A 15,693-nucleotide genomic window follows, 5' to 3' on the forward strand; every position below is an offset into this window, starting at 1 on the left:
ACGCTGCCGTATGCGTTCCGAGCTGATCGACGTCGGTACCGGTGGACAGCAGGTTGTCTTCGATCTGACGAGTAGGTGTGAGCAGTTCGTCGCCGCTGAGGCCCATCAGGCCCAGGGTGACGGACTGCTGCACGTGTTCGTCCCACATGCCACTGCCGGAGTGGCGATCCTGGAGACGGGAGCGGGAAGCGATACGGACCTGCTCGCCGTACTGGAGCAGCTGCTGCCGCGGGACTTCCAGTGGCAGCACCGCCATGGGTCGCCGGGGCACGGTCGCGATCACGTGCTGCCCGCGCTGATCCCGCCGTACGCGACGGTGCCGGTGATCGGCGGCCGGATGATGCTCGGCACCTGGCAGTCGATCTGCCTGGTCGACACCAACGTGGACAACCCGCGTCGCCAGGTCCGGCTGTCCTGGCTGCCGAGCTGACCTTTTTGTTGGAGAACCACGTGGTCCCGGGGTAATCCGGGAATTTGGTGACTTATTGCGATGTTGCCTGTCACGTTACGTTCGCGAAACACGTGTCCGATTGAATACTCCGCATGGCGACCTTCCGCGATCTCGGCTCCGAATTGCTGGTCCGCGCGACCCGCGGGATCTGCGCAGGAAGCTTGCTGAACGCCGATTCCGGCCGTGCCGTCACCGCCGCCCGGATCGAGGAGTGGGCCGGAGTGCTTTCCCTCTACGAGCCCCAGCTTTCCCTGGTCGAGTCCAGGAATGATTCCGCGCCGGTGCGCGCGACGGCCTGACCGCCGCATTTCTTTGCGGCGTCAGCAATAACCATTTCCGTCCGAATTCAACTATTCTGTCCGGCGGTCGGCGACACGGTGTCCCGCGGTCCGGGCAGCAGGCACGTCCGAAACCTGGGAAGCTGTCACGCTATGTTGTGTGAGGGACGTGTGAGGCTCTGAAGGGGTGACGGGCTTTGTCGGACGCTGATGGCCGGGCTGAGGGACGGCGGGGCTTTGCCGACCTCTTGCTCGACTTGAGGGTCCAGGCGGGGCTCTCCCAGGAGGAGCTGGCCGACCGCGCCGGGCTGAGCGTCCGCACCATCCGTGAGCTCGAGGCGGGCCGGGTCGCGCGCCCCCGGAAGGACTCCGTCCGGCTGCTCGCCGAGGGACTCGGGCTGCGCGACGGCGACGCCGGCAAGTTCCTCGCCGCGGCCGGGCACGCGACGGTCCGGCCGGTGATCGCGATGGCCGCGCCGGCTCCGACCGGACTGCGCTGGCGCGGGACCAGGCCGATCCCCGACGGGCTGGTCGGGCGCGAGGCCGAGCTGCTCGAGCTGGAGGGGCTGCTGAAGCAGAACCGGCTGGTGACGCTGGTCGGTCCCGGTGGTGTGGGGAAGACCGAGTTGGCATTGGCTGCCGCCGACCGCTTCTCCGGAGCCGACACGACGGTGGTTGTCGTCGACCTGACCACGGTGCAGCGCGACGCCGCCGTACCGTCGGCGATCCTCGACGCGTTCGGGACTGCTCCTGGGACGTCGGATCTCGACGACGTGCTGTCCGGCCGCAAGCCCGGTGACCTGGTGATCGTGGAGGACAACGCCGAGCACGTGCTCGACGGGGTCGCGACGGTGGCGAACCGGATGGTCCGCAGCTTCCCGGGCATCGGCGTACTCGTGACGTCGCGGATCCCGCTCGGCCTGCCCGACGAGGTGGTCCGCCGGGTGCAGGTGCTCGGGGTACCGGCCAATGACAAGGACTGGGACGAGATCGCCGCTTCGCCGGCCGTCGAGATGTTTGTACGGCGTGCTGCCCGGGTGCGACCGGATTTCCAGCTCACACCGGAGAACGCGGCGACCGTGGCTCGGCTCTGCCAGCGGTTGGACGGGTTGCCGCTGGCCCTGGAGCTGGCGGCTGCGCGGGCCGGTTCGCTCTCGGTGGAGACGATCCTGGCGGCGCTGGACGACCGGTTCCGGCTGCTGTCGGGGCCGCGACGGTTCGGGGCGCCGCATCAGCGGACGCTGGCCGACACGATCGCGTGGAGCGTGGACGCGCTGTCGGACCCTGCGCGGCAGTTGCTGTACCGCTGCTCGATGCTCGGGTCGCCGTTCACGCTGGATGCCGTGGTCGGGGTCTGTACGGGGTTGCCGATCGACGCTGCCGACGTACCGATGCTGCTGGCCGAGCTGGTGGACAAGTCGCTGCTGCAGCCGGTGCTGGAGTTCGAGGCGCTGTACGGCGCGCGGTACAAGATGCTGGAGACGATCCGCGAGCACGCGTACGGCGGGTTGTCGTCGCAGGGATCTGATCTGACCGAGTTCCGCGATCGGACGGTCGCCTGGTGCTCGACGTACGTGGAAGGCCTCGACGGCGCCTGGTCCGCACCGGATCGCGACCGGCGGTACCGCGCGGCCAATGCGAACTCGGCAACTTTCGAGGTGGCACTGGAACGCGCTGCGGAGCTGGGGGAGTGGGACACGGCTGCGCGGATCGTGCTCGGCTTCCGGGTCGCCTGGCAGTACCAGGCGAGTGTGGCGCAGAGCGGGATCCAGTGGGCGTCGGCGGCCGCCGAGAACGTGGTCGACAAGGAGACGAGTGGACGGCTGCTGGCGATCGCCGGCCGGCTGTCGAACCTGACCGGTGATGTGCGGGCTGCTCGGCGGCACTACGGCGAGGCGCGGACGTTGATGCCGCCCGAGTCGGAGATGGGGCTGGTCGCACGTGGCGGCTGGGTGTCGTCCGGCTCGCTGCTGCTCGACACGGTGAGCTTGGCCGAGATCCCCGCTTTGGTGGAGGACGCACGCGGGCATGGTGATGCTCAGCGGTCTGCGACTGTGCAGGCGATCTGCGGGCTCGCTCTGGCGCGCTGGGGACGGCTGCCGGAAGCCAAGGAGCTGCTGTTGGCCTGGGCGGACGCCCTGTCGAACCCGGGGGTCTACCCGGACGAGATCGCGTACATGGCGCTGTGCCGGGTCGAGCTGGAGCTGGGCAACCTGGACGAGGCGCGCCGCTGGGCGGAGTTGGCCAGGGACAGTCAGGCCTCGGACGACCCGGAGCGGACCAAGGTGGCGGGCTGTCTGGCGATGGTGGAGTTCCAGGCCGGCAAGTACGACGAGGCCCGTGCTCTGCTGGACGAGGCCGACGCGGATATCCGCGGGCACCGGGGTTACTTCGACTACCTGGTGATGCTGTACCGGTCGCGGCTGGCTCGGCAGAACGACGACCCGGAGCAGGCTCGTCTGTCGATCAGGGATGCCGTGAGCCGCCTGCTGGCCGAGGGGCGGGTCGTGTACCTGCTGGACGTGCTGCCGGAGGCTGTGGCGGTGCTGCACGCGCTGGGGCAGCACGAGGAGGGGGACAGGCTCTGCGGGCAACTGCTGGCCTGGCAGAGCACGATGGATCCGCCGATGCTTCCTACTGCCTGGGAAGTCCTGCAGGAGTCCTGCTCCAGGGCTTCCATGGCTTCAGGCTGGCCCGAGCCTGACCCGGCCGAGTCCGTGCAGCGGCTGGCCGACGACGTACTGACCGCGCTTTCCTGACGCGGATCCCGCCAAGCTGCCGGAGAACTGCCGGTTCTTCTGCCTCGTCCTGACATGCGGCCGGACACAAGAATTACAGCCGTAGGACAGGTTCCACGAGACAGAGATCCGAAACCAGGTTCGGGCTCACGGGCAGGGAATGGGGTGGTGGCTGTGACGAGGCAAGCACAGTCCACCGGACTGCTCCGGCTCGGACCTTTGGAGCAGGCGACGCGGAGTACGTCCGACGCGCCGACGGTGGGGGCGCCGTTCGGCTGTCGAGACCTCCGGAGTGCTGCATCGTGCGGGTCTGTCCTACGTCAAACCGGGTGCCGTGCGCCGTCAGGGCACCGGACCCGGGGTGGGGTCCCAGCAGTGGTCAGGCACACGACACAGGGGACGAGTGCTGACCCGGTCGATACGGGAAAGCCGGTGGGTTTGGTCACCCACCGGTGGGTCGGCCGCTGGGACCTCCCGGGAGAAATCGCGGGGAATCGCACAGGGGACGATTCGCCGCACTGCCGGTACCAAGCGTTGGAGAGCTGACACCGAGGGGGAGTCAGCTCTGATCGGTGAGGTGGAGGCCAGCGGAGGGGTTGGCCGCCACCTCACCGCAGCGCTTCTGCGCCGCCCCACCGCCTTTGCTTTGTCTTTCAGCGTTTGTCTTTGAGGGCTTCCGCCTTGTTGTGGGCGTAGCCGACCATCCAGGTGGGTTGGAGTCGGCAGTAGACGATGTCCGGTCCCCAGCTCGACGGTGAGCTGCCGTAGTGCTTCGTCAGATGCGCCTCGATCTCTTCGAAATCCGGGTGCTCAGGGGTGAGGAACTCCACCTGGCCGTGGCTGAAGACACCGATCCGCTCACCGTCGACGTACGAAAGGCTCGCGGCAGGTCTGGCTTTGAGGTGCCGCGCCTTCGCCGCCGTACCGGACGTCGTGAAGACCCAGCGGGCGTGCAGGAAGTGTCCGTCGACCGCGCTGATCCTCGGCTCGTTGCGCGCCGTCACGGTCGCCAGGTTGAGCGTGCACATGCCGGTCAGCACCCCGACCAGCTCCGCCGCGGTCAACCGTCGCGGATCGGTGATGATGTTGCGGAGATGCTCGGTGGACCGCTCGTAGGCCGCGTCCAGTAGCACCTGTAGTTCGGCGATTTCCTCTGCGCTGTCCAACATGCCCCGCAGTCTGACACCAGGCGCCGACGAAAACTGTCCGGTAACCTCGCTGCATGTCAGCCCGCGTGCACGTCGTCACCGACTCCACCGCGGGTCTGTCGGCGCACGAGGTGCTCCGGCTCCCGCTGACCGTCGTACCGCTCCAGGTGGTGATCGGCGGGATCTCGTACGACGACGGTGCCACCAGCGCGGACGCGGTCGCCGAGGCGCTGAAGACCTTCACGCCCGTGTCGACCAGCCGGCCGGCTCCGCAGTCGTTCGCCGACACGTACGCCGAGTGTGCCGCCGCGGGCGCCGAGGCGATCGTCTCGATCCATCTCTCGGGCGACATGTCCGGGACGTTCGAGGCGGCGATGATCGGGGCGAAGGAGTCGCCGATCCCGGTCCGGGTGGTCGACTCGCGATCGCTCGGGATGGGGCTCGGGTTCCCGGTCCTCGCGGCGGCCGCGGCTGCTGCTGACGGTGCCGACCCGGTGGAGGTCGAGGCCGCCGCCCGCGCCCGGATGTCCGCGGTCTCCTCGTACTTCTACGTCGACACCCTCGAATACCTTCGCCGCGGCGGCCGGATCGGCGCCGCCCAGGCCCTCCTCGGTACGGCGCTCGCCGTCAAACCGCTCCTCACCATCAGCGGCGGTCGCATCGTCCCCCTCGAAAAAGTCCGTACGTCGAGCCGCGCGATCGCCCGCCTCGCCGACATCGCCGTCCAGCGCGCCGGCGACGGCCCGGTCCAGCTGGCCGTCCACCACCTGGCCAACCTCGACAAGGCCCAAACCCTCGCCGACGGCCTGGCCACCCGCCTCCCACGAGCAGACGAAATAGTCCTCCGCGAAGTAGGCGCCGTCATAGGCGCCCACGTAGGCCCCGGCATGCTAGCCGTAGTAGTAGCCCCCCACTAACAAGCTCTCCACCCACATCCGCTCCGGCCCCAGCCAACGGCTCCGACCCGCCTCATGCCTCCGGCCCGCGCCACCGCTCCCGCCTCCGGCCCGCCCCGCCTCCGGCCATGCTCACGGTTCTGGCCCACGGCCCGCCGCTCGGGCCCGCCACGGCTCCCGCTCCGCTCACCGCTCCGGTCCACGCCTCCGCTCCGCACACCGCTGCGCGACGAACGGGTGGGTTCACTCCTCCAGTGGTGCTTAGCCCCCTGCTATTGCAGGGGGCTAAGCACTAGACGCGGAGTGAACCCCTCAAGCAGGGGGCGTGCCTGACCGAGCGACCGCGTTGCCGATCACAGGGCGTGCTGGCTTTGGAAAAGCACCCGCCTTCAGGTGCGTTTTCCACAGGGTTGGAAGTTGTGCTCGGGGAGCGGTCGAAGACTCGTACTTTCTCTGGCGTGAAGGTCAGACGCCGCAGCCCAGCGCCCGATCCGGGTGATCGCCTCCGTGCGCTCGCCCGGCTGAAGGCTGCCACGCCGGGAGCGGTCCGCCACGAGGAGCTGGGGAGTGATGAGGAGGTGCGAGGTGGATGGATTCCCGAAGCAGTGGTGCCCGAGCGACTCCGCGGCAGCAGATGGGCGCTGGCCCCGCGGCACGTCGCCGTCGTCGCGTTCATCTTGGTGCTCGGCCTCGCCTGGGCCGGCTGGTCGCTCTTCCACAGCCGCCCTCAGATCGTCCCTGATGCCCAATCACCACCCCCAGCCATCGGCGGCTCACCCGTCAGCCAACCGTCGAGCGGATCGCCCGGCATTCAACCGACGCCGGGCTCATCACCCGGCCTCCCCACGAACACCGGCACATCTCCCTCGACCCAGGAAGTCGTCGTGGACGTGGCCGGCAAGGTCCGCCGCCCAGGCCTCGTGCGAACCACCCCCGGCGCCCGGGTAGCCGACGTACTCGCTCTAGCAGGTGGAGCCCTACCCGGCGTCGACCTGACCGCCCTCAACCTCGCCCGCCAGGTCACCGACGGCGAACAGATTCTAGTCGGCATCCCCGGCGCCCCACCCCCACCCACCCCAGGCACCGCTCACCCGCCCACCCCCGGCGCCCGATCCACCCCGGTCGACCTCAACAAAGCCACCCTCGCCGATCTCGAATCCCTCCCCGGCGTCGGCCCGGTCCTGGCCCAGCGAATTCTCGACTGGCGAACCGAACACGGCCGCTTCACCACAGTCGACGAACTCCAGGAGGTCACCGGCGTAGGCCAAAAGAAGTTCGACTCCCTGAAACCCCATGTCCGCGTCTAACTCCACCCCAGTACCGGGCGAGCCAACCAGCGACGTAATCCAACTGGACCCTGATCAGTCAGATTCAACGGTTGAGGAGCCGTTGGATGTGCGGTTGTTGGGGCCGGCGGCGGGTGGGTGGGGGACTGCGGTGGTGTTGGTCGGTCAGCGGCCCTTGGTCGGGGTGCTGACTGGAGTGGTTGCGCTCGTGCTCGCTTGCGGGCTGTTCGTCGGTTTCCGGCGGCGTGCTGGGCGGTTGAGCGGCAGGGGCAGTCCAACTACCGGCTCGTCTTCGGCCTCCCCGCATTCCCTTGTTCGATCCGTCTGGCGACGGCATCCTCCGCCGCGAGGGTCCATGGTCGCGGGCCGCGATCGCGGGGCGACGGTGGTGACAGTAGGCGGGATGGCAGTTGTCGTCGCCGGGATGGCGTTCGCGTCGGCCATGCAGGTGCAGAGCCTCCGCGCGGGTCCGGTGTGGGAGCTGGCGTCGACCGAAGCCGCGGTGAAGGTGCGGTTGACGATCGACAGCGACCCCGCCGTCCGCAGCAGCCTCGGCAAACGGCGGCCGCCGTACGTCGTGGTTCGCGCGACGATCGAGGAAGTGACCGGCCGCGGGCAGACGACACGAGTCCGTACGCCGGTGCTGGTGATCGGTTCGGCTCAATGGAAGGAGGTCCGCTTCGGGCAGCACCTCGAAGCCGGCGGCCGGCTAGGACCGGCCGAGTCAGGATCCGACGTTGCCGCGATGCTCTCGGCACGCTCCGCTCCGAAGGTCCTCGACCAACCGTCCTGGTGGCTGCGAGCCGCGGAACGAGTACGCCACGGACTTCGTCAAGCCGTCGCCGGCCAACCGGAGGCTGTACGCGGCCTGGTGCCCGCCCTCGTGATGGGCGACGAATCCGGCCTGCCCGCCGAGCTCGCCGAAGACTTCAAGATCACCGGACTGACCCACCTCTCGGCGGTCTCCGGGACAAACCTGACCCTTCTCCTCGCCTTCGTCCTCCCGCTCGCCCGACTGCTCGGCATCCGCGCACGCGGGCTGAACGTGGTCGGTCTCGCGATGGTCGTCGTGTTCGTGGTGCTCGCCCGACCTCAACCGAGCGTCCTCCGCGCCGCCGTCATGGGCCTGGTCGCGCTGGCAGCAATGACCGCCAACGGCGGCAGGCGCCGAGCAGTCCGCACCTTGTCGGTCGCCGTACTCGCCTTGCTACTACTCGACACCTCACTGGCGAGATCGGCCGGCTTCGCCTTGTCGGTGCTCGCCACCGCCGGCATCGTGCTCCTCGGCCCTGGTTGGCGCGAAGCGTTGGCCAGGTGGATGCCAGTACGCCTGGCCGAGGCGATCGCCTGCCCGCTCGCCGCCCAGATCGCCTGTACGCCGGTGGTCGCATGGCTGTCCGGGCAAGTCTCACTCGTTGCTGTCGCCGCGAATCTCCTCGCCGGACCCGCCGTCGGTCCCGCAACGATCATCGGCTTCGGCACAGCCGGAATCGCCTTGCTCAGTGCGGATCTGGCGCGCCTCGCCGGTTGGGTCGCCGGCTGGCCGGCTCGCTGGATCATCGTCGTCGCTCAGCAAGGAGCGGATCTCCCCGGCGCCGCGAGCGCCTGGCCCGCCACGGTGATCGGCGTCGGCGTACTGACCCTGCTCTGCCTCGCCCTGATCATCGGCCTGCACCGCATCCTCGCGAAGCCGATAGCGATGGTTCTCGCCGTCGTACTCGTTGCGGTCGTCGTCCTACGTCCAGTCGGCTCGCTCACCTGGCCGCCGAAGGACTGGCTACTCGTCGCCTGCGATGTGGGCCAAGGCGACGGGCTCGTACTGCGAGTTGGTGCCGGCTCCGCGGTCGTCGTGGACACCGGGCCGGATCCAACCGCGATGGACCACTGCTTGCGAGAACTCCAGATCACCCACGTGCCGGTGCTCGTCTTCACCCATTTCCACGCGGACCACGTCGGAGGACTGGCCGGAGTGCTGCATGGGCGTACGGTCGGTGAGATCGAGGTGACGCCGTATTACTCGCCACCGGCTGAGTACCGCCGAGTCGTCGAGCTGGCGAGCCTGCACCGGATCCCACTCCGAACAGTTGCCTTCCACGAGCGCCGCTCGGTCGGCCCAGTCACCTGGACCACCGTCTGGCCGGCGCGAGTGCCCGCGCTGCCCCAATCAGGCCGTTCCTCGGCGACTCCCACTGACGAAGGATCACCGGAGAACAACGCCAGCATCGCCATGATGGTCGAGGTCTCCGGCCTCCGCCTTTTCCTGACCGGCGACCTCGAACCCGAATCCCAACGTGCAGTTCTAGCCACCGGCGTCGACCTCAGAGCCGACGTCCTGAAGGTCCCCCACCACGGTTCCGCCCAACAGGACCCCACCTTCATCCAATCCACCGGCGCCAAACTCGCCCTCATCTCCGCCGGCCTCGACAACGACTACGGCCACCCGGCACCCCGAACCCTCGACCTCCTCACCCACACCGGCATGACCATCGCCCGCACAGACACCCAAGGCTCCCTAGCAGTCCTCACCAACAACCAAGACCTAGCCCTGACGACCCACCGGCGGAGGTGAGTGGGAGGTTGGGGGTTGTCGGTGGGGCGTGGGATGCTGGCGCGGTTATGGCTGCTCGTAAGAATTCTGCGCCCAAGCTTGGTGACGTCTTGTTGGTGACGGGTGCCGAGGCGTTCCTGGCTGATCGGGCTGTGCGGTCTGCGATCGCGGCGGTGTCGAAGGACAGTGCCGAGGTCGAGGTGACCGATGTCCTGGCGGGTGATCTCGATGTCGGGGTGTTCGCCGAGTTGACCGGGCCTTCGTTGTTCGCGACCGAGCGGGTGCTTGTACTGCGCGCGCTCGAGAACCTGCCGACTGAGATGGTGCCGCACCTGTTGGAGTACGCGGGGTCGCCTGCGGACGACGTACTGGTGGTGTTGGTGCACTCCGGTGGGCAGAAGGGGAAGGCAGTCCTCGACAAGTTGCGGAAGGCCTCGGTGAACGAGGTGGTTGCGACGGCGCCGAAAACTTGGGAGTTGCCGCAGTTCGTGCTCGGTGAGGTTCGCCTGCTGGGCGGGAGTATCGACGAGCGCGGTGCGACAGCGTTGGTGGATGCTGTCGGGCATGACCTGCGGGCGCTTGCCGGTGCGTGTTCGCAGCTGGTGTCGGACGCGGGCGGGCAGCCCGTCACGCAGGACTTGATCAGTCAGTACTTCGGCGGTCGCGCGGAAGTGACCAGCTTCGCCGTTGCCGACGCGGCGATTGCGGGGCGCACGGAGCCGGCGCTCGAGCAGTTGCGCTGGGCGTTGGACTGCGGGGTCGCGGCGGTTCTCGTCACGAGCGCGATGGCGGGTGGGTTGCGCGGGCTGGCGAAGTACACGAGTGCGCCGAGCGGTCTTCGAGAAGCGGATCTGGCGCGCGAGGTCGGCGTACCGCCGTGGAAGTTGAAGACCCTGAAGCAGCAGGCTCGGGGCTGGACCCCCGGCGGTTTGGCGGCCGCGATCAAAGCAGTCGCCCAAGCAGACGCCGACGTCAAAGGCGCCTCAGGCGACGCGGGCTACGCCCTCGAACGCATGGTCATCACCGTAAGCCGAGCCCACGGCCGCCGCTAAACCCAGATCCACCCGGGGCGCAACCACCCCGAGCTGCTGGAGATCAATCCGACGCTGATCCATCGCGTCCCGAGCTGCTCAGTTCGAGCGTTGAACAGCTTTTGGGTACGCGAAAACGATCGGCCCGGTGGTGCGGTGGGCCGATCGTCAGGGCGCGGTTCAGAGAGAAGCGGCCTTCTTGAAGATGGACGACTTCCGGTTGGCGGCCTGGTTGGCGTGGATGACGCCCTTGCTGGCTGCCTTGTCGAGCAGGCGAGCCGCCACGCGGGCGTTCTCCTGCGCCTTCGCGGCGTCGCCGGCGTCGGCGGCCTCACGGAAGCGGCGAACTGCCGTCTTGAGGGTCGACTTCACAGACTTGTTGCGAAGCCGCGCAGCCTCGTTCTGGCGGTTGCGCTTGATCTGGGACTTGATGTTCGCCACTGAGCAGAGCCTCGATCAGAAGTTTGCGGTCAATACAGGAAAGGTGCTGCGTGCACGGGTGAGTACCAACGCACACGCGCGAAGAGACAGACTAGCAAGAAGCCCTGGCCTGCTCCAAACCGGCAATCAGGGCGTGAGCGCCTCGGCGCTGGATTTCAGCGCCTGGAGAGTGTGCCGGATGCCTGCGCGGTTGCGAGCGGTGCGGCTGCCGAAGATCAGCCGGGCGGGGTAGCTGTAGGCCTTGGGGCGGAGGTCGGTCCAGGATTCGGTGACAACACAGCCGGCCGGACTGGCGGCGAGGTCGTAGGACCACAGGGAGATCGGCATCGGCCCGAAGTGGATCCGGAACGAGAAGCGGCTGCCGGGCGAGGCGTCGACGACGACCCCCTGGGTGAACCAGCGGAACACGCCGACCCGGTTGTGACCGATGAAACGGGCACCCGGTACGGCGTACGTCGTACTGGCACCCGGTACGGCGTGCGTCGTACCGGAGCTCCAGGTGACGTGTGTGCACTCCGGGCTCCACTCGCCCATCCGGGGCAGGTCGCTGACCAGGGCGTAGAGCTGCTCGGGTGTGGCGTCGATCTCGACGGATGCCTCGAAGTCCGGCATGTGGTTTCCTCCCGCTAACGGTCATTCCCCGTGACACCTGCTGGACTGAGCGTGACATCGAGGGTAGACGACGGCATACTCGGCGCTCATGTCGTCCACCGCCCGCGTACGCCGTACTGCCGGACTGCTGATCCTCGCACTCCTCGCCGCGTCCGCCACCGCCCTCACCACCAACGGCCGAGCCACGGCAGGGACCCAGGCGACCGACATCTACATGGTGGAGCTAGACGACTCACCTGTTGCCGAGTACGACGGCGACATCGCAGGCCTCCCTGCCACCCGCGCACTCCCCGGCGGCAAGCTCCTGACGCAGGCGACCCCTGTCCTCGACTATGTCGAACACCTGACCCGTGAGCGAGCAGAGATCCTCAGCCAGCTCCCGGACGCCACCAAGCTGTACGACTACAACTACACATACGCCGGCTTCTCCGCCCGAATGTCACGCGACGAGGCGGACCAGCTAGCCGGCACGTCCGGTGTGAAGAGCGTCGAGGTCAGCGGCACCCAGCGCCAAGACACCGTCGACACCCCTCGCTACCTGGGCCTCACCGGCAAGGGCGGTGCCTGGCAGCAAGCAGGCGGTATCGACAAGGCCGGCGACGGCGTCGTCATCGGCATGATCGACTCCGGCTTCGTCCCCGAGCGGGAGAGCTTCGCACCGATGAAGACGACGAAGCAGTCCGACGCCCTGATCGCCCGCAAGTGGAAGGGCACCTGCCAGACCGGCGAGGAGGCACCTGTCGCCTGCAACAACAAGGTGATCGGCGCCCGGTACTTCGATGCAGGCATCGCCAACCGTCCCATCGCCGAGGAGTTCCGTTCGCCGCGCGACTACGGCGGCCACGGTACTCACACAGCCAGTACCGCGGCCGGCAACTACGGCGTCGACATGTCCGTCTCCGGACGTGACTACGGCAAAGGCTCCGGCATCGCACCCCACGCGCGCCTGGCGATCTACAAAGTGCTGTGGGCCGTCGACGCGGCAGGTGGCGGCACTGGCACGGATGCGGACATCGTCGCCGGCATAGACGCCGCAGTCGCAGACGGCGTGGACGTCATCAACTACTCGATCTCCGGTCCGGGCAACACATTCGTCAACCCCGTCGGACTCGCCTTCCTCCGCGCAGCTCGCGCCGGAGTGTTCGTCGCCGCCAGTGCCGGCAACACTGGCCCCGCCACGAGCACAGTCGGCAAGAACTACCCCTGGGTGACAACAGTTGCCAACGGCACCCATGACAGAGACGTCCAGACCACGGTGACGCTGGGCAACAGCACGTCGTACACGGGAGCTGGTATCGGCGCGGGCACCCCCGAAGCTTCCGTAGTACTGGCCAAGGACGCAGGCAAACCAGCTGTGAAGCCCGCCGATCTCCTGCTCTGTATGCCGAACACGCTCGATCCAGCAAAGGTGAAAGGCAAGATCGTCGTCTGCGATCGCGGCGTCAGCCCCAGGGTCGACAAGAGCCTGCAGGTGAAGAAGGCGGGCGGCATCGGCCTGATCCTGCTCAACCCGACCCCGAACACGCTCGACTCCGACCTGCATTCGGTCCCGACCGTGCACCTCAGCGATGTCGCGGGACCCAAGATCAAGCGGTACGTCGAGGGGACCGCGTCGCCGACCGCCCGGATCGCCCCGGCGCAGCCGGTTCGGGTGAACGCACCCAAGGTCGCGAGCTCCTCGAGTCGCGGCCCGGCCGTGGCAGGCAACGGCGATCTGCTCAAGCCGGACGTGATGGCGCCGGGAACGAACGTCCTTGCCGCAACGAGCTCGTTCGCCGCGGCCGGCGGCCAGTACGCCTTCCTGAGCGGTACGTCGATGTCGACACCCCACGTCGCCGGAGCCGCCGCCATCCTGAAGAGCCGCTACCCGACCTGGTCCCCGATGGCGATCAAGTCGGCCCTCGTCACCACGGCCGACGACGAGGACACCAACGGCGACCCGATCAAGAACGACTCGGGATCGCCGGGCACACCCTTCGGGTATGGCGCCGGCATGATCCAGCCGAAGCTCGCCATGGATCCAGGGCTGGTCTACGACTCCTCGTACGACGACTGGACCCGCTTCGTCTGCGGATCCGGCCAGGTCCCAGCCACCCACGACCTGTGCGCCAACGGCCGGATCGACCCCAGCAACCTGAACTACCCCAGCATCGCGATCGGCGACCTGGCAACCAAACAATCGGTCACCCGAACCGTCCGCAATGTCGGCCTGCTCCCCGAGATCTACACCCCGAAGCTCAAGGGCCTGATCGGCCTCAAGGCAACGGTCACCCCCAAACTCCTGGGGGTCCTGCCCGGCGCCACCGCGACCTACCGGGTCACCTTCGAAAACCTCAACGCCCCCGCCGACCAATACGCCTTCGGCACCCTCACCTGGCGCTCCGCCCGCCACACCGTCACCAGCCCCCTAGCCATCCGCACCCACCCAAGCTGAGAAACCGGCTGCGCCCATCCAAGCTGAGAAGCCGGCTGCACACCCCCAAGGTGCAGCCGGCTCCAACCTTGATCAGGGATGACCAAGCGAGATTCGCGTGTTGGCCGGTGGCTTCAGGACCTCGCTGCAGTCACCCGAGGTGACGTCGCACCGGATCACCGGCCGGGTCTCGATGGCTGGGTGACCATCCGGGCCGACCGACGGACGCGTCGGGTTGAGGCTGCTCCCGCCGTCGACGAAGACGAGGTGGGTACTGTCCTCGAAGACCGGTCCGGGGAGGTCCGGCAGCTCCTGGGGCACCCGAAGCTTGGTCACCTTGCCGGTGGCGACGTCGACCGCCACCGGTGGCGCCACGCGCTTCATCGTCCTGGTGTCGGGGGTCTGGAACTGGTCGGGTCGCACCATTGTGCGGCCGTCCGGCGAGACGGTCGGATAGAAGGTGCGGCCGCCCGTTCCGCAGTACTGGCGGTCGACGACGAAGGAAGTTCCCCGGAAAGAGCCCAGCTTCATGCACCAGGACTCGCCCTTGTTCGTCCGGGTGACCACCTGGATCTTGTCCGTCTCGGAAGCACCCTTGAGGCTGAGATCGAAGCCCGGGATCGACAGCTGGACCGGCTGACCATGGCCAGGCTTCCAGAGCAGCGGCTGGGCGCCGAGCTTGTAGTCCTCGCCGAGCCAGATTCCTGCCTGGTTCCAGGCCCAGATCACCGTCAACTCGTACGGCAGGTTGAGCACGGCGACCTCGCGCCCGGAGGCGACGTCGTACACGCCGACCCGTGACTGCTTGTGCGGAAGTTGCTGCGACATGACGACCTGAGACTTGTCCGGCGACAGCAAGTTGAGCTGGGCTCCGGTTGGCCCGATCTGGCGGAAGTGACCGTCCGGGGAGACCACACCATTCTTGAAGGCCCCGGCGACGTCCTTGGGCGCATCGTCCTGCGTTGTCAGCCAGCCGCCGTTCACCCGGCCCAGTGGCATCGTCAGCGAGTCGGGCCAGGCCAGTGTGAGCCTGCCGTCGTGCAGCGTCCTGGTCTTGCCGTCGTCGAGGACATAGGGGACCTTCAGGCCGGTGTCCGGCTTGTTGGCGGGTGGGGCTGTCTTGTCTTTGCCGGACAAGTGGAGTGCTACGGGGATGGCGATGACCAACACGGCGGCTATGGCGGCGGCCGCTACCACTACCGGCCAGTGCCGGTGGGGCCGGGAGGGCAGGACGAGGGGCGGGGGCTCGTCGGGGATGGTGGCGGCCTTGGAACGGAGGTAGTCGCGCAGGCGGGTTTCGGTGTCGGTCATCGGGATTCCTTCAAAGTCTTGGTGAGGGCGGCGAGGGCGCGGGAGGCGGTGGAGCGCGCGGTCGACTCGCTGATGCCCAGCGTCTGGCCGATCTCGGCGTACGGGAGATCGAGGTAGTACCGCAGGACGAGCACCTCGCGGGAGCGGATCGGCAGCGCCTGCAGGGCGCGCTGCACCTCGCGGCGACTCTCGCCGACCTCCGCCGCGCTCTCCGCCGAGTCACCGGACCGGGGAGAGGGTGGGATGTAGAGCCGGGCCACTCTGCGTCTGCGCAGTACAGAGCGGCTTCGGTTCAGTACGGCCGTCCGCAGGTAGCCGAGGACCCGATCGGGGTCGTCGATCGGCCAGTTGCGGTAGAGCTGTGTGAAGACCTCCTGTACGACGTCCTCCGCCGACTCCGCGTCGTCCACGACCAGCACGGCCAGCCGGACCAGGCCGGCCCAGTGCTGGCGGTACAGCTCGGAGATGGCAGCCGGAGGGTCTTCGGACGGTGCCAAGGTCGCGATGTGGTTCGTCACACCCCCTAAGACGCCTCGCGGG

At 68.0% G+C, this 15,693-nt stretch carries 13 protein-coding genes; 8 read left to right on the top strand and 5 right to left on the bottom strand.

Annotated elements, in window-relative coordinates; all coding sequences use genetic code 11:
- Positions 1-10: 10 nt before the first annotated feature.
- From ABZ004_RS00375 to ABZ004_RS00385, 3 genes are all read left to right on the top strand, one after another.
- The gene (locus ABZ004_RS00375) at positions 11-430 is read left to right on the top strand and encodes a YjbQ family protein (protein ID WP_355677580.1); all 420 of its coding nucleotides are present in this window, start codon (positions 11-13) and stop codon (positions 428-430) included.
- A gap of 113 nt (positions 431-543) precedes the next feature.
- On the top strand, positions 544-750 hold the full coding sequence (locus ABZ004_RS00380) for a hypothetical protein (protein ID WP_355677581.1): 207 nt from the start codon (positions 544-546) through the stop codon (positions 748-750).
- 176 nt (positions 751-926) lie between these two features.
- On the top strand, positions 927-3,488 hold the full coding sequence (locus tag ABZ004_RS00385) for a helix-turn-helix domain-containing protein (RefSeq protein WP_355677582.1): 2,562 nt from the start codon (positions 927-929) through the stop codon (positions 3,486-3,488).
- A gap of 632 nt (positions 3,489-4,120) precedes the next feature.
- On the opposite strand, the gene ABZ004_RS00390 is transcribed toward ABZ004_RS00385, so the two are convergent.
- Positions 4,121-4,636, bottom strand: a complete 516-nt coding sequence (locus tag ABZ004_RS00390; protein ID WP_355677583.1) for a pyridoxamine 5'-phosphate oxidase family protein — start codon at positions 4,634-4,636, stop codon at positions 4,121-4,123.
- A 53-nt stretch (positions 4,637-4,689) separates the two neighbouring features.
- On the opposite strand from ABZ004_RS00390, the gene ABZ004_RS00395 reads away from it, so the two are divergent.
- From ABZ004_RS00395 to holA, 4 genes are all read left to right on the top strand, one after another.
- Positions 4,690-5,532, top strand: a complete 843-nt coding sequence (locus ABZ004_RS00395; protein WP_355677584.1) for a DegV family protein — start codon at positions 4,690-4,692, stop codon at positions 5,530-5,532.
- A gap of 437 nt (positions 5,533-5,969) precedes the next feature.
- The gene (locus ABZ004_RS00400; RefSeq protein ID WP_355677585.1) at positions 5,970-6,818 is read left to right on the top strand and encodes a helix-hairpin-helix domain-containing protein; all 849 of its coding nucleotides are present in this window, start codon (positions 5,970-5,972) and stop codon (positions 6,816-6,818) included.
- A gap of 382 nt (positions 6,819-7,200) precedes the next feature.
- Complete coding sequence (locus tag ABZ004_RS00405; RefSeq protein WP_355677586.1) at positions 7,201-9,366, top strand: ComEC/Rec2 family competence protein; 2,166 nt, start codon at positions 7,201-7,203, stop codon at positions 9,364-9,366.
- Between the two features lie 47 nt (positions 9,367-9,413).
- Complete coding sequence (gene holA / locus ABZ004_RS00410; protein ID WP_355677587.1) at positions 9,414-10,397, top strand: DNA polymerase III subunit delta; 984 nt, start codon at positions 9,414-9,416, stop codon at positions 10,395-10,397.
- 159 nt (positions 10,398-10,556) lie between these two features.
- Here the strand turns inward: holA and rpsT are convergent, their stop codons facing one another.
- Both rpsT and ABZ004_RS00420 read right to left on the bottom strand, forming a co-directional pair.
- A complete protein-coding gene (gene rpsT / locus ABZ004_RS00415; RefSeq protein ID WP_112245713.1) occupies positions 10,557-10,817 on the bottom strand; it encodes a 30S ribosomal protein S20 in 261 nt (86 codons plus the stop codon).
- 126 nt (positions 10,818-10,943) lie between these two features.
- On the bottom strand, positions 10,944-11,429 hold the full coding sequence (locus tag ABZ004_RS00420) for an SRPBCC family protein (RefSeq protein ID WP_355677588.1): 486 nt from the start codon (positions 11,427-11,429) through the stop codon (positions 10,944-10,946).
- A gap of 88 nt (positions 11,430-11,517) precedes the next feature.
- Here ABZ004_RS00420 and ABZ004_RS00425 point away from each other — a divergent pair, with 88 nt between their 5' ends.
- Positions 11,518-13,863 carry a S8 family serine peptidase gene (locus ABZ004_RS00425; RefSeq protein WP_355677589.1) on the top strand — a complete coding sequence of 782 codons (2,346 nt, stop codon included), beginning with the start codon at positions 11,518-11,520 and terminating at the stop codon, positions 13,861-13,863.
- Positions 13,864-13,935: 72 nt separating this feature from the next.
- On the opposite strand, the gene ABZ004_RS00430 is transcribed toward ABZ004_RS00425, so the two are convergent.
- Together ABZ004_RS00430 and ABZ004_RS00435 are read right to left on the bottom strand one after the other, a co-directional pair.
- Positions 13,936-15,153, bottom strand: coding sequence for a hypothetical protein (locus ABZ004_RS00430; RefSeq protein WP_355677590.1), 1,218 nt, complete (start codon positions 15,151-15,153; stop codon positions 13,936-13,938).
- The gene (locus tag ABZ004_RS00435) at positions 15,150-15,671 is read right to left on the bottom strand and encodes a sigma-70 family RNA polymerase sigma factor (protein ID WP_355677591.1); all 522 of its coding nucleotides are present in this window, start codon (positions 15,669-15,671) and stop codon (positions 15,150-15,152) included. Before ABZ004_RS00435 ends, ABZ004_RS00430 begins: the two co-directional genes overlap by 4 nt.
- Positions 15,672-15,693 lie beyond the last annotated feature (22 nt).

Origin of the sequence: Kribbella sp. NPDC006257, assembly GCF_040613535.1 — a bacterium.
GTDB lineage: Bacteria > Actinomycetota > Actinomycetes > Propionibacteriales > Kribbellaceae > Kribbella.

Excerpts from the sequence above, each read along its gene's own strand:
- ABZ004_RS00375 (WP_355677580.1), top strand. The coding sequence starts at position 11 with ATGCGTTCCGAGCTGATCGACGTCGGTACCGGTGGACAGCAGGTTGTC.
- ABZ004_RS00380 (WP_355677581.1), top strand. The coding sequence starts at position 544 with ATGGCGACCTTCCGCGATCTCGGCTCCGAATTGCTGGTCCGCGCGACC.
- ABZ004_RS00390 (WP_355677583.1), bottom strand. The coding sequence starts at position 4,636 with ATGTTGGACAGCGCAGAGGAAATCGCCGAACTACAGGTGCTACTGGAC.
- ABZ004_RS00395 (WP_355677584.1), top strand. The coding sequence starts at position 4,690 with ATGTCAGCCCGCGTGCACGTCGTCACCGACTCCACCGCGGGTCTGTCG.
- ABZ004_RS00405 (WP_355677586.1), top strand. The coding sequence starts at position 7,201 with ATGGCAGTTGTCGTCGCCGGGATGGCGTTCGCGTCGGCCATGCAGGTG.
- holA (WP_355677587.1), top strand. The coding sequence starts at position 9,414 with ATGGCTGCTCGTAAGAATTCTGCGCCCAAGCTTGGTGACGTCTTGTTG.
- ABZ004_RS00420 (WP_355677588.1), bottom strand. The coding sequence starts at position 11,429 with ATGCCGGACTTCGAGGCATCCGTCGAGATCGACGCCACACCCGAGCAG.
- ABZ004_RS00425 (WP_355677589.1), top strand. The coding sequence starts at position 11,518 with ATGTCGTCCACCGCCCGCGTACGCCGTACTGCCGGACTGCTGATCCTC.
- ABZ004_RS00430 (WP_355677590.1), bottom strand. The coding sequence starts at position 15,153 with ATGACCGACACCGAAACCCGCCTGCGCGACTACCTCCGTTCCAAGGCC.